Below are 12608 nucleotides of genomic sequence, written 5' to 3' on the forward strand. Positions count from 1 at the left end.
GTGCCGTTCTCGGTCGTGTCGAGTTCCCAGTTCTGGTTGTTGATGGCGAACGGTTGACTCTCTCGGTAGCGAACTTCCCCGTCCTTATTATGATCGGATTTCGCCTCACGGATGGCTTGGTTCTGGATGGCCGAGTAGAGGTCGTTGTCGATACTGGCCGTGGTCACGGACTTCCCGAAGTCGCCGTTCTCCCATCCGTTGATACAGAATTGCTTGGTGTCACGGTAGAGTCGAGTGGCGTGTTGCCACTCTTTCCGCCGTGAGAGGGATGGATTGTGGAACTTAGTGGTGACAGTCACCGTGACCATTACAATTGTAATTAAGTGTGCTATATAAAGGATCTACTGGAATATCAGGCCGCGCTATCGTCGGTGGTTTGTATCATCGTTTGTCGGATTCATCCCCGCGCTGAAGCGCGAGGCTTTCTCTTTGATTCTCCGTAATCTGCTGGAAGACGGCGAGCCCGAGTCCGACGATCAGTGCGGGGCGCATCCACGGGCTGAGGAGATCGCGGATCCCGTTGCCCGACTGCGCCTCGACGGTCGCCTCGATCTCCGCGAGCTCGTCTTCGATGTCGCCGTCGCGCGTTCGTCGGAGCACCGCCCGCGCCTCCTCGGTCCGTCCCCGCTCGTAGAGCCAGCGCGGGCTCTCGGGCATCCGGACCATCCCGACGGCGAGCACGACTGCGGGGACCATCCCCGCGCCGAGCATCAGGCGCCACGCGCCGGCGCCCGAGAACGCGTAGTTGACGAAGTACGACGAGAGGATTCCGACCGTCACCATCAGCTGATTCAACGACGTGAGTCCGCCTCGGACCGACGGCGGCGCGATCTCCGAGATGTACAGCGGGCCGACGATCGAGGCGAAGCCGATGGCGACGCCGTCGATCATCCGGCCGGCGACGAGGACGGGGACCGTCGGCGCGACGGCCATGAGGAACGAGCCGGCGAAGAAGACGCCGGCCGAGAGGAGGATGAACCGCTTGCGACCGATGCGATCGGAGATGCGCCCCCCGATCGCCGCGCCCGCCGCCGCGCCGACCATCGCCCCGCTCACGACGATCCCTTCCACCAGCGCGCTCAGCTCGAACGCGGTGTCGATAAAGAGGATCGCGCCCGAGATGATCCCGGTGTCGAACCCGAAGAGGAGCCCGTTGAGCGCCGCGAGCGCGGAGACGACGTACACGAAGCGACCGGCGTCCCCGCGGATCACGGCCCGGATATCAGCGGTTGACATGACGTATCAACCCGTCCGTTTTCATCTTTTATTTAGAAGCCTTCTGATTTATTATTAATTTAAATAAATTAGATAAATTTCTGTCGGCGGAGATTGCTGGAATCTACGCCGTCTCCAGTAATATTTATTTTATACTGAGTAGTATCTTATCGGCTCACGGCGTCGGTCCGAAGACGCTCCGCGGGCTGGCGGCCTCGGTTCAGCGGGCACGTGGCCTTAACTCGGTGGTCTCGGTGCGAGAGAGGGATACGGCCGTAGATTCGGGTTCGTGACCGGCGGCGGCCCGGCAGGGGATCCGTCCGTCGCCGGACGTTACTCCAGCGTGTACGTCTCGTCGCCGTCGAGAACGACGGGCTCGGCGACGGCACCCGCGGCCTTCACCTCGTTGACGAACTCCCGCGTCTCGATCTCGATCGGCGGGAACGAGTCGTAATGCATCGGGAACACCACGTCGGCGCCCACCCAGTCGGCGGCGATGCCGGCGCCCGCGGGCCCCATCGTGAAGTGGTCGCCCGCGGGAAGCGCGGCGGCGTCGGGCTCGAGGTACGGCGCGATCACGTCGACCATCTCGGACATGAGTCCCGTGTCGCCCGCGTGGTAGAACGTCGTGCAGTCGGGGTCGGACTCCTGGGTCGGCTTCTTGTCGCCGACCACGAAGCCGGCGGGCATCCCGGCGGAGTAGTCGGGGTCGTTCTCGATCCCGTTCGAGTGGTCCGCGCGGACCATCGTCACCCACGCGTCGCCGCACTCGACGGTGCCGCCGATGTTCATCCCGCCGGCCGCGACCGAGTGTTCGAGACCGAACTCCTCCTGGACGTACGCGGTCAGCTCCGGCGTGGCGACCACGGTCGCGTCGGGGAACGCCGCGGCGTCGGCGACGTGGTCGCCGTGGCCGTGCGTCAAGAGTAGGTAGTCCGGATCGAGCTCCGCAGGATCGACGTCGGTCTTCGGGTTGTCGAAGAACGGATCGATCAGGAGCTCCGTGTCGTCGACGACGACGTGCCACGTCGCGTGGCCGTGCCAGGTGAGTTCCATGGTTCGTCCGGATCCTCTCGGCGAACAGTAATAAAAGTCGACGCCGCGGACCCGCTCTCGGGGACGGGAGTCGGACTCCTGAGTCGCGACTCGCGCGTTCGACCGGGCCCTCGTCCCGTCGGTCCGTGACGCGTCGGGAGAGGAATTAACACCGCTCCGACTCAACCGGTAGATCATGCCCTCCGAGCGGACCGGGAGCCCCCCATCCACCGACGCGTGTCGCGAGTGCGGCCGGACCCTCCCGCCGGACGCGAACTTCTGTCCCGGCTGCGGCGCCGAGGTGCGGACCGGCGGCGGCGTCGCGTACTGCGCCGACTGCGGCGAGCGGCTCGCGCCCGACGACGAGTTCTGCGCCGAGTGCGGGGCGGCGCGGCCCGGAGCAGGCGGTCGCGTGACCCGTCGACCCGACGATGCGGTCGATACCGAGGCGCGCCGCGCGTTCCGCGCCCGGGTGAGCGACCACCTCGACGACGGCTGGGAACTCGTCGAGGACCGCGGCGATCGGGTCGTACTCGTCGACAGGGGGGTGGGCTCGATCCCCGTCCACGTGCTCCTCCTCCTGACGACAGGCGGCGTCGGGAACCTGCTGTACGGCTGGTACCACTACTCCGAGCTGGCCGAAACGCGGCGGCTTAGCGTCTCCGACGGCCCGATTCCGGACGGCGAACTCCCCGCGCCAGACGGGAACGACGACCCGCTCGTGGCCCTCTCCGGGTACCTCTTGGGCGGCATCCTCCTGCTGATCGGGCTCGGGATCGCCGTCGTCTCAGCGAGACAGGGAGCGCTCCCCGGCGCGGCGTTCGGCGCCGCGTTCGCGCTCGTCGGCCTCGCGCTGACGCCGCCCGCGGAGCGACGTCTGCGCCGGCGACACGGGCTCTCCCGGTTCGGTCGGATCCGGACCGTCGACCACCGGGTGATCCGAGCGACGGAGCGCACAGAGTCCCCGTGCGTCGTCTGCGGCGAGTCCTTCGAGCGCGGGGTCGTCCGCCGCCGCCGCGACGAGACGGTCGCGGCTGGCGTGCCGGTCCGGACGCACGCGATCGAGCGAAACCGCTACTGCGAGGACTGCGCCCGCGAGGAGCTGTTCGGCGGGTCGGAGGGAGCGGCGGACGGCCGCGCCGAGAGCGTCGAGCCGACGGATCGCGTCGAGGCCGGGGGATCGACTGGCGACTGGGAGACCGTCGGATCGACTGACGATGCCGATGGCGACGGATCGGGGGCGGCGACCGACCGCGCCCGCGACGGTTGACGCGGACGGCGTACCGGTCGAGGGGGGACGGACCAGACCGCTTATCAGCGTCTGCCCGACAACAACGCCCATGCAGGCGCTAACAGCCGCGCAGCGCGAGTTCGCCGAGCAGGCCGAAGCGGTCGCCGCGGAGTTCGCCGAGGACGCCTACACCTGGGGGGGCGACGTGCCGTGGGAGAACCTCCGGCGGCTCGCCGAGGCGGACCTCTACTGCCCGTCCATCTCCGAGGAGTACGGCGGGCAGGGCCGCTCCGACGTGGCGGCGATGCTCCTCACACAGGCGGTCGGGCGAGAGTGTCCCGACACGGGGTGGTTCACCTACATGCAGGGGATGGTCGGACCGCGGGCGATCGACCTCTTCGGGTCCGACGCGGTCAAGGAAGAGTACCTCCCCGCCGTCACCGCCGGCGAGAGCTTCGTCTCCATCGCCATCTCGGAGCCCGACGCCGGCTCGGACGTGGGGTCGATGTCGACCGAGGTGACTGAGGAGGACGGGAAGCTCGTGTGTAACGGCGAGAAGACCTGGGTCGGCGGCGTCCCCTTCGGCGACGCGGCGGTCGCCTGGGTCAGGTTCCCCGAGGGGCTCGGGTCGGTCGTGATTCCCTACGACGACCCCGGCGTCGAGATCGAGGAGGTGTACACGAACATGGCCGGGTACGCGCAGACGCACTTCACGATCGACGACGTCGTGATCCCCGAGACGCACGTCCTGACTCGGGGGACGGAGGCGTTCAAACAGCAGCTGGTCTCGCTCAACTGGGAGCGGCTCGGCAGTTCGGTGCTCACGGTCGCGTGGGCGGAGGCCGCGCTGGAGCAGGCGCTGGCGTACGCGACCGACCGCGAGCAGTTCGATCAGCCGCTCGACGAGTTCCAGGGGATCGAGTGGCGGCTCGCGGAGATGTACCGGAACGTCGAGACCGCGGCGTCGCTGGTGTATATGTCGGCCGCCGGCGCGCAGGGCCACGACCCCGCCCCGCCGCGGCTCCAGACATCGACCGCGAAGCTCCACTGCTCGCAGATGGTCGAGCAGGTCGCGAGCGAGGCGGTCCAGATCGTCGGCGCCCGCGCCTACCAGCGGGGCCACCCGCTGGAGTACCTCTACCGCTTCGCGCGGAGCCGCCGTATCGCGGCCGGCACGGACGAGATGCAGCTGAACACCATCGCTCGGGCGCTGAAGGAGGACGGCGTGCCGCCGGTCTCGGCGCGGTAGCGCCGGTCGGCCCGCTGCCGGTCTTCGTGCGGTAGCGCGGCGAGTCACCTCCCAGACGCTTGCGTCCGCCCTCGCTACTCGTCGTACGACCGGCCGTAATCGGGCTCGCGCTTCTCGTTGAACGCCGCGACCGCCTCCTCGTGTTCGGGGTCGATGACGCAGTCCCACTGGTACTCGGCCGCCTTCCGACAGTACTCGTCGAAGCTCTGTTGTGGATCGATCAGCCGGTTCGTGTGCCGGACGGCGGTCCTCGGCTTGTCCCGGATCTCCTCGGCGAGCGCGGTGGCGGCCGCGAGAGCGTCCTCGGCCCGCTCCGTAGCGAGCCCGATGTCGACGGCGTCCTCTGGAGTGATGTCCCGGCCGGTGAGCAGGTACTCGCGGGCCTTCGACTCGCCGATCAGCCGGGGAAGGAGCCACCCGCCGCCGTCGCCGGGGACGAGCCCGACGTTGACGAACCCCTCGCGCATGACCGCGTCGTCGGCGATCGTGCGCAGGTCGCAGGCGAGCGCGAAGTCGCAGCCGGCGCCGATCGCCGGGCCATTCACCGCGGCGACCGAGGGCGTCGCGGCCGTCCGGAGCCGCCAGACGAGCTGCTGGATGAGCCAGAGGAACGCCCCGTACTCCTCCGGGTACTGATCGTCCCAGTCGGGCATCTCCGTCGTGTCCGCCCCGGCGCAGAACCCGTCGCCAGCGCCCGTGAGGACCGTCGCGTACACGCCGTCGTCGCGCTCGGCCCGCCGCACCGCGTCGTTGAGTTCGAGGACCGTGGTCCGGGTGAAGGCGTTGTACACGTCCGGGCGGTCGATGGTGACCGTCGCGACCCCCTCGCTCACCGCGTACCGGACGTCGTCGTAGTCGCGCGCTTCCGCGTCGATTTCTCCGTCGGCTGTGACGTCGGCCATACCGGACGGCGGGCCGGCCTCCACAAATAGGTGTGCGGTCGGCCGCCTTGCGTCGACCGGGAACGCTTTTTATCCGCGTCGCCCCACGCCGCACATGCACTGCGCACGGTTCCGCGACCCGGCCGGATCGATCCGCGAAGGCACCTACGATCCCGAGAGCGACGCCGTCGCCTTCGGCGGCGACGAGTACGCGCTCGACGACCCCGCGATCGACGTGCTCCCGCCGACCGACCCGACGAAGATCGTCTGTATCGGGCGCAACTACGCCGACCACGCGGCCGAGCTCGGCAACGACGTGCCGGATCGCCCGCTCCTCTTTCTCAAGCCGCCGAACGCGCTGGCGAGCCACGGCGACACGGTCACCGTCCCCGAGGGGAAAGACCGGATCGACTGGGAGGCCGAGCTGGCGGTCGTGATCGGCGAGCAGTGCAAGGCCGTCGACGCCGACGACGCGATGGACGTCGTCGCGGGGTTCACCTGCATGAACGACGTGTCGAACCGCGACGACCAGAACCGCGAGCAGAACTGGGTGCGCGGGAAGGCGTTCGACAACGCCGCGCCGCTCGGTCCGGTGATGGCGACGCCCGAGGAGGTCCCCGCGGACGCCGGCGTCGAGCTCCGAGTGAACGGCGAGACGAAGCAGTCGAGCGACCGCGAGCACCTCATCTTCGACGTGCCGACCCTGATCGAAGAGATCACGACGTACCTCACGCTGGAGGCCGGCGACGTCATCGCGACGGGCACGCCGGAGGGCGTCGGCGCGCTCTCCGACGGCGACACCGTCGAGGTGGAGATAGAGGGCGTCGGGACGCTCGAACACGACGTGCGCGTCCCCTGAGCGGCGGACGGGATCGCGCCGTCCGGCGCTCCCTGGGCCCCGATCGCACACCTCGTTTCCGGTGAACGCTTATGTATCGTCGGTTCGGTAACCAATACGTGAAGTCCATCTCGTTCTCGCGCTGACCGCGGCTCGCGACGACTCCGCGCACCCGTCTCCGCCCGCTTCGGAGGCCCCGGCCAGCGCCCGACCAGTGCGACCGAGAGACTCGGTCTCGGAGACAATCGCCCTCCGTTCCGGGGCGGTCCGCTCTCCGGCGACCTTCGACGCCTCTCGATCGCGCAGGGTATCGCTCCAGAACACGGTTCGTCGTCGCCGCCGCGTGCCGGACGTCGCGAGTCCGCGGTCGGCGGTGTCGAACCCCTCTCCGGGCCGACGCGAGCGCCCGACGACCCGATGTCACGAGACGAGAAATCCGACGACGAGACGCGAGACGGAACCGACAACGACCGACGCCGGACGCACCGCCTCGACGCCGGCCGTGCGCTGATCGCCGCGCGCGACGCCGACGTTCGCCCCGAGACGGACGAGATCCGCGGGCTCGCCCGCTCGGCGGGGTACGAGGTCGTCGGCGAGGTCACCCAGCGGCGCCGCGAGGACCCGACGTACGGACTCGGCCGCGGCAAGGCGGAGGAGCTGATGCGCCGAGCGTCGGTCGAGGACGTCGACGCCGTGATCTACGACGGCGAACTCTCGCCCGGGCAGACGGCGTCGCTCTCCGACCTGCTCCCGGACGGGGTCGAACCGATCGACCGGACGCGGCTGGTTCTCGACCTGTTCGCCGAGGGGGCCGGCTCGCGCGCGGCCGAGCTACAGGTCGAGCTCGCCCGCCTCGAGTACCTGAAGCCGCGGCTCCGGGAGCTCATCGCGCGCGACTACGCGACCGACCTCCGGTACCACAACGAGGACGACCGACGGGTCCTCGACGTGGAGCGTCGGATCGACGACGCTCGACGCGCCCTCAGCGAGGTGACGGAGGCCCGGAGCGAGCGGCGAGAGCAGCGCCGGCGGGCGGGATTCGACGCGGTCGCGCTGGCCGGGTACACCAACGCCGGCAAATCGACGCTGCTCCGACGCCTCGCCGACGACGTCGACGGTCCGGGAACCCACGACGATCCGGGAACTCACGCCGACGTCGACGACTCCGTCTCGGCCGCCGATCGCCCCTTCGAGACGCTCGACGTGACCACCCGTCGGGCGACGCTCGGCGGCCGACGGACCCTCGTCACCGACACGGTCGGGTTCGTCGACGCGCTCCCGCATCGGAGCGTCCGGTCGTTCCGGGCGACGATCGAGTCGGTCCGCGACGCCGACGCGGTCCTGCTCGTCGTCGACGCCGCCGACGATCCCGAGACGGTCGGCGACCGCGTCCGGACGACCCTCTCCGCCGTCGAGGAGACGGCCGGTCCGATCGTCCCGGTGCTCAACAAGGTCGACTTACTCGACGGTCGCGAGCTCCGCGCCCGCCGCGAGGTCATCGCGGACGCCGCGGCGGACCTGAACGCTGACGGCCACGCCGTCGCCGAGGCGCTCGAACCGGCCGTCCCGGCGAGCGCGCTCACGGGAGCGGGGGTCGACGCGGTCCGGGAGGCGCTCCGCTCGGCGCTGCCGACGGAGGCGGCGACCCTCCGACTGCCGAACTCGGGCGCGGCGCAGGCGCTGCTGTCGTGGGCGCACGACAGCGGTGAGGTCCGCGACGTGACGTACGCTCCGGACGGCGTGACGGTCGCGTTCGCGGGTCGACCGTCGGTCGTCGCCGAGGCGGAGCGACGGGCCGCGGACCTCCGGTGAGCGGGTCCGATCCGGGATCCGTTCGGCCACCCTTAAGACCGACCGTCCCGGACGAACGGTCATGGAACCACGCGATCTCTCGGACCACTCGCCGTACGTCCCGGGACGAGGCGTCGAGGAGGTCGCCCGCGAACGCGGGATCGACCCCGACGACCTGATCAAGCTCTCCTCGAACGAGAACCCGCACGGCCCGAGCCCGGCGGCGGTCGAGGCGATCCGCGAGCACGCCGACCGCGTCCACCAGTACCCGAAGTCCTCGCACACGGACCTCACCGCGAAGATCGCGGAGAAGTGGGACGTGGCGACCGAGCAGGTCTGGGTCTCGCCCGGTGCCGACGGCTCGATCGACTACCTCGCGCGGGCCGCCTTAGAGCCCGACGACGCCGTCCTCGTCCCGACGCCCGGCTTCGCCTACTACGGGATGTCGGCCCGGTACCACCACGGCGAGGTGACGGAGTACGCGCTCGACGCGGCCGACGGGTTCGCGCAGGACGCGGAGACGGTCCTGAGCGCTTACGGCGGCGAGCGGATCGTCTACGTCACCTCCCCGCACAACCCCTCTGGGTCGACGTTGCCCCTGGACGACGTCGAGGCGATCGCGGACGCGACCGCCGAGGAGACGCTCGTCGTCGTCGACGAGGCGTACGGCGAGTTCGCCGCGGTCGACAGCGCGATCCCGCTGGTCGACGAGCGCGACGACGTGGCGGTGCTCCGGACGTTCTCGAAGGCGTACGGGCTCGCGGGGCTCCGGATCGGCTACAGCGTCGTCCCCGAGGCGTGGGGCGAGGCGTACGCCCGAGTGAACACCCCGTTCGCGGCGAACGAGCTCGCCTGCCGGGCCGCGCTCGCCGCCCTCGACGACGAGGACCACGTCGAGGAGTCGATCGAGTCGGCGCGGTGGGCCCGCGAGCACATCGCGGACGAGCTCGACGCGCCCACGGTCGAGTCGGCCGGCAACTTCGTGCTCGCCGAGGTCGGCGACGCGGAGCGGGTCGCCGACGCGGCCCAAGAGCGCGGCGTGATCATCCGTGACTGCACCTCGTTCGGCCTTCCGAACCACGTCCGGATCTCGACCGGCACCCGCGAGGAGACGCGCGAGGCGGTCGAGCGACTGAACGAGACGCTCGCCGACCTCGGGCTCGGTGTTCGGGCGTGAGCGGGAGCGAGCGAGACGCCGCCGGCACCGGCGCCGACGGCGCCCCCGCCCGCGTCGCCGTCACCGGCACCCCCGGAACCGGCAAGTCGACCGCGACCGCCCTCTTGGAGGGTGAGTACGACGTGATCCACCTCAACGACCGCATCAAGGGCGACGACGACCTCTGGACCGAGCGCGACGTCGAGCGCGACACCCTCGTCGCCGACCTCGACGCGGTGCGCGACCGCCTCGGGGAGTGGTCGGGCGTGCTCGACTCCCACCTCGCCCACCGCTTCGACGTCGACCGCGTGATCGTCCTGCGCTGTCGCCCGGAGACGGTCGAGACTCGGCTCCGTGAGCGCGGGGAGTCGGACGCGACCGCCGAGGAGAACGCCGAGCCGGATGAACCGTCTCGAGCTCTCGCTCGCAAGGCTCGCGAGAACGCGGAGAGCGAGGCGCTCGACGTGATCCTCTCGGAGGCCGTCGCGGAGCACGGGGTCGCGAACGTCTACGAGATCGACACGACCGACCGCGACCCCGCGGCCGTGGCCGACGAGATCCGCGCCGCGATCGAGGGCGAGCGCGAGCCGAGCGCCGGCACCGTCGACTTCATCGATTATATATGAGCCCGCCGCGACGGTCGGGACGGTAGATGACCCTCGACCAGTACCGCTCGGTGGCGGACCGCCTGCTCGGCCCGTGGGTGCGCGCCGCCGCCCGGCTCGGGCTCTCGCCGGACCAGGTGAGCGCCCTCGCGTTCGGCGTCGCGGTCGCGGCCGCGGGGGCCTTCGCGGTCGGCGAACCGCTCTTCTACGCCGTCGGCGCGGTCTGCGTCCTGCTCAACGGCTGGCTCGACCTCGTCGACGGCGCGCTCGCGCGCCACTTGGAGGTCTCCTCGGACGGCGGCGACCTCCTCGATCACGTCCTCGACCGCTACGCCGACATCGCGATCATCGCGGGGTTCACGGTCGGGGTCGAGGCGTACGCCCTCGGCTTCCTCGCCGTCACCGGCGTCCTGATGACCTCGTACATGGGCACCCAGATCCAGGCGGTCGGCATCGGGCGCGAGTACGGCGGACTCCTCGGTCGGGCCGACCGACTCGCGCTGATGGGTATCGTCGGCCTCGTCGCCGCCGTCTACTCGACGCCGATCGTCGTCGGACTCAACGTCGTCGGCCTCCTGCTCGCGCTGTTCGCCGCGGTCGGGCACCTGACCGCGGTCCAGCGGTTCCTCGGCGCCTGGAGCGATTTATAAACCGGGCCGACGAGCTGAGTGCGAATCTCGGCGTGATGATGCAGTTGTTTATATTCCGGACCGCGGTGTTGCCATCGGCTGTTTATCCCTGGTCGACGACTCTGCGGTGAACACGTCCAAAGCCCCAGGCGACGAGAGCGACGCACGCTCGCTGCGCACCTCACTCGATCGCTGACGCTCTCTCGTTGCGGTGCTTGCGTCTCCTGCGTCGCTCTCGTCGCCTGCCCCTTTGAGTCCCACCCACATAGCACCGCAGCCTCACGCCCCCCCCAGCCTCGGCGGACGGCCCGGCGCGGGCGGAGCCGCGCCGGCCCGCCGCCTCCCTCGCACGCGCTCTGAGCGGCCGCCGATGGCGGCCGCTCGGAGGCGCGCGCCACCGCGTCTACTCCTTATAAGCGATCGCCGCCGTGGCCGTGCCGATCGGGATCGGTGGAGAACGCCTCACTTACCGATACGCCCGACAGAAACGAGAGATACGCCCGACAGAAACGTGAGATACGGTCGACAGAAACGAGAGATACGGTCGACAGAAACGAGAGATACGGTCGACAGAAACGAGACGGGCGATTACGATCGCGTCGCCCGCGCGAACCACGTCTCCGGGTTCTGTCGCTTGACGCGGAAGCTCGGGAGCTCCTCGGCGTCGGTCAGGTCGAGCAGGAACCCCCGGACGGGCGTCGGGTCGCGGTCGCTCACGATGAAACACTCCTCGCCCGAGCCGAGCTCACGGAACCGCTTCTCGACGCGCTCTTTGCGCGTCTCCGGGTCGAGTCCGCGCAGGTCGACGGCGTCCGCCGGCGGGTCGACCGACCACACCGCCTCGTACCGCTCGTCGATCGCAGCGGCGAGCTCTGTCGCGTACTCGGGGAGCGCGTCGGCGCTCGGTGCCGGCGTCGACTGCAGCTCCGGGTCGAAGGGGAGCTCCGCGAGGACGGGTAGCTCGAGCGCCTCGATCGGGTCGTCGCCGCCGAACAGGTCGTGGGGCGTTCCGCACTCGTCGCAGACGAACTCGCCCATGTTCGAGACGACGCCGAGCACGGGCACGTCGTTCTCCTCGAACAGCTCCAGCGCCCGGGCGGTGTCGGAGACGGCGGCGTGGAACGGCGTCGTGACGAGGACGACGCCGTCGACCGGGACCTCCTGCAGGGTCGTCAGCGTCACGTCTCCCGTGCCCGGCGGCATGTCGACGACGACGCTGTCCGGGTCGCTCCACGCGGTCGTCTCGAACAGGTCCGAGAGCGCGTCGTGGGCCATCGCGCCCCGCCACGCGAGCGGGCCGTCGTCAGAGAGCAGCGCCATGCTCATGACCTCCAGCCCGCCGGCGTCGACCGGGACCGGGTTGCCGTCGTCGTCGCTGTAGACTGGGCCGCTCGCGCCGATCACCTCGGGGACGTTCGGGCCGTAGATGTCGGCGTCGAAGAGTCCGACAGAGGGGGTGTCCTGACTATCGCTGTTACCCGCCGCGAGCGCGCACGCCAGCGTCGTCGCGACCGTCGTCTTCCCGACGCCGCCCTTCGTGCTCGCGACCGCGATCACCCGGTCCGCGGTCTCTATCCCAGACGACCGCCCGTCGAGGTCCGGTTTCGGATCGGCCCCTTCGACGCGCGCGTTCGAGACGCCCCGCGCGTCAGAGACCGCCTGCACCATGGCGGCCGACACCCGCTCGGCGGCGTCCCGCGGGAACTCCCGCAGGTCTGCGGTGATCGTCGCGGTGCCGTCGGCGACCACGACGTCCTCGATCACTCCGGCCTCGAACACGCTGACTCCGGCGTCCGGGTCTCGGACCTTCCGGAGCGCGGCCTCCGCGGCGTCGGCGGGCGATTCCTGAGCGAGCGGTTCGTCGGTGTCGTCGGTTCCGTCGGCTTCGTCGGGGGTATCAACGGTGGGATCTGTCATTGGTGTCGGTGTGGTTTGGATCGGTGGGGTGTCGGCGCGGCTGCGATCGGCGGCTCCGGAC

At 70.0% G+C, this 12608-nt stretch carries 11 protein-coding genes and 1 pseudogene; 7 read left to right on the forward strand and 5 right to left on the reverse strand.

Features of this window, described 5'->3' with window-relative positions; genetic code table 11:
- From DJ81_RS01070 to DJ81_RS01080, 3 genes and pseudogenes are all read right to left on the reverse strand, one after another.
- Positions 1 to 308, reverse strand: a 308-nt coding sequence (locus DJ81_RS01070) for a transposase (protein ID WP_094588066.1), incomplete at its 3' end; no start/stop codon positions are given.
- A gap of 130 nt (positions 309 to 438) precedes the next feature.
- Positions 439 to 1236 (reverse strand): annotated as a pseudogene (locus tag DJ81_RS01075) (MFS transporter); the annotation flags it as partial.
- A 312-nt stretch (positions 1237 to 1548) separates the two neighbouring features.
- Complete coding sequence (locus DJ81_RS01080; RefSeq protein WP_094525568.1) at positions 1549 to 2271, reverse strand: metal-dependent hydrolase; 723 nt, start codon at positions 2269 to 2271, stop codon at positions 1549 to 1551.
- 175 nt (positions 2272 to 2446) lie between these two features.
- Between DJ81_RS01080 and DJ81_RS01085 the strand changes: the two genes are divergently transcribed.
- Both DJ81_RS01085 and DJ81_RS01090 read left to right on the forward strand, forming a co-directional pair.
- On the forward strand, positions 2447 to 3520 hold the full coding sequence (locus DJ81_RS01085) for a zinc ribbon domain-containing protein (protein ID WP_094526839.1): 1074 nt from the start codon (positions 2447 to 2449) through the stop codon (positions 3518 to 3520).
- 70 nt (positions 3521 to 3590) lie between these two features.
- Positions 3591 to 4730: an acyl-CoA dehydrogenase family protein gene (locus DJ81_RS01090; RefSeq protein WP_094525566.1), complete on the forward strand. Its 1140-nt coding sequence runs from the start codon at positions 3591 to 3593 to the stop codon at positions 4728 to 4730.
- 74 nt (positions 4731 to 4804) lie between these two features.
- Here DJ81_RS01090 and DJ81_RS01095 read toward each other — a convergent pair whose 3' ends face one another.
- The gene (locus DJ81_RS01095; RefSeq protein WP_094526838.1) at positions 4805 to 5632 is read right to left on the reverse strand and encodes an enoyl-CoA hydratase/isomerase family protein; all 828 of its coding nucleotides are present in this window, start codon (positions 5630 to 5632) and stop codon (positions 4805 to 4807) included.
- Positions 5633 to 5726: 94 nt separating this feature from the next.
- Here DJ81_RS01095 and DJ81_RS01100 point away from each other — a divergent pair, with 94 nt between their 5' ends.
- From DJ81_RS01100 to DJ81_RS01120, 5 genes are all read left to right on the forward strand, one after another.
- Entirely contained in the window at positions 5727 to 6470 is a 744-nt protein-coding gene (locus DJ81_RS01100; protein ID WP_094526837.1) for a fumarylacetoacetate hydrolase family protein, read from the forward strand.
- 396 nt (positions 6471 to 6866) lie between these two features.
- Entirely contained in the window at positions 6867 to 8261 is a 1395-nt protein-coding gene (gene hflX / locus DJ81_RS01105; RefSeq protein WP_094588030.1) for a GTPase HflX, read from the forward strand.
- 61 nt (positions 8262 to 8322) lie between these two features.
- Positions 8323 to 9417 (forward strand): histidinol-phosphate transaminase, encoded by a 1095-nt coding sequence (hisC, locus tag DJ81_RS01110; RefSeq protein ID WP_094525558.1) that lies wholly within the window; start codon positions 8323 to 8325, stop codon positions 9415 to 9417.
- Positions 9414 to 10022, forward strand: a complete 609-nt coding sequence (locus DJ81_RS01115; RefSeq protein ID WP_094588032.1) for an adenylate kinase family protein — start codon at positions 9414 to 9416, stop codon at positions 10020 to 10022. Before hisC ends, DJ81_RS01115 begins: the two co-directional genes overlap by 4 nt.
- A gap of 26 nt (positions 10023 to 10048) precedes the next feature.
- Positions 10049 to 10651 carry a CDP-alcohol phosphatidyltransferase family protein gene (locus DJ81_RS01120; protein ID WP_094525554.1) on the forward strand — a complete coding sequence of 201 codons (603 nt, stop codon included), beginning with the start codon at positions 10049 to 10051 and terminating at the stop codon, positions 10649 to 10651.
- Positions 10652 to 11218: 567 nt separating this feature from the next.
- Here the strand turns inward: DJ81_RS01120 and DJ81_RS01125 are convergent.
- Entirely contained in the window at positions 11219 to 12547 is a 1329-nt protein-coding gene (locus DJ81_RS01125; protein ID WP_094588034.1) for a P-loop NTPase, read from the reverse strand.
- Positions 12548 to 12608: the final 61 nt, after the last annotated feature.

Source organism: Halorubrum sp. Hd13, from assembly GCF_002252755.1.
GTDB lineage: Archaea > Halobacteriota > Halobacteria > Halobacteriales > Haloferacaceae > Halorubrum.

Bases quoted from the DNA above. Each gene is read 5' to 3' on its own strand.
- DJ81_RS01080 (WP_094525568.1), bottom strand. From the start codon at position 2,271: ATGGAACTCACCTGGCACGGCCACGCGACGTGGCACGTCGTCGTCGAC.
- DJ81_RS01085 (WP_094526839.1), top strand. From the start codon at position 2,447: ATGCCCTCCGAGCGGACCGGGAGCCCCCCATCCACCGACGCGTGTCGC.
- DJ81_RS01090 (WP_094525566.1), top strand. From the start codon at position 3,591: ATGCAGGCGCTAACAGCCGCGCAGCGCGAGTTCGCCGAGCAGGCCGAA.
- DJ81_RS01095 (WP_094526838.1), bottom strand. From the start codon at position 5,632: ATGGCCGACGTCACAGCCGACGGAGAAATCGACGCGGAAGCGCGCGAC.
- DJ81_RS01100 (WP_094526837.1), top strand. From the start codon at position 5,727: ATGCACTGCGCACGGTTCCGCGACCCGGCCGGATCGATCCGCGAAGGC.
- hflX (WP_094588030.1), top strand. From the start codon at position 6,867: ATGTCACGAGACGAGAAATCCGACGACGAGACGCGAGACGGAACCGAC.
- hisC (WP_094525558.1), top strand. From the start codon at position 8,323: ATGGAACCACGCGATCTCTCGGACCACTCGCCGTACGTCCCGGGACGA.
- DJ81_RS01120 (WP_094525554.1), top strand. From the start codon at position 10,049: ATGACCCTCGACCAGTACCGCTCGGTGGCGGACCGCCTGCTCGGCCCG.
- DJ81_RS01125 (WP_094588034.1), bottom strand. From the start codon at position 12,547: ATGACAGATCCCACCGTTGATACCCCCGACGAAGCCGACGGAACCGAC.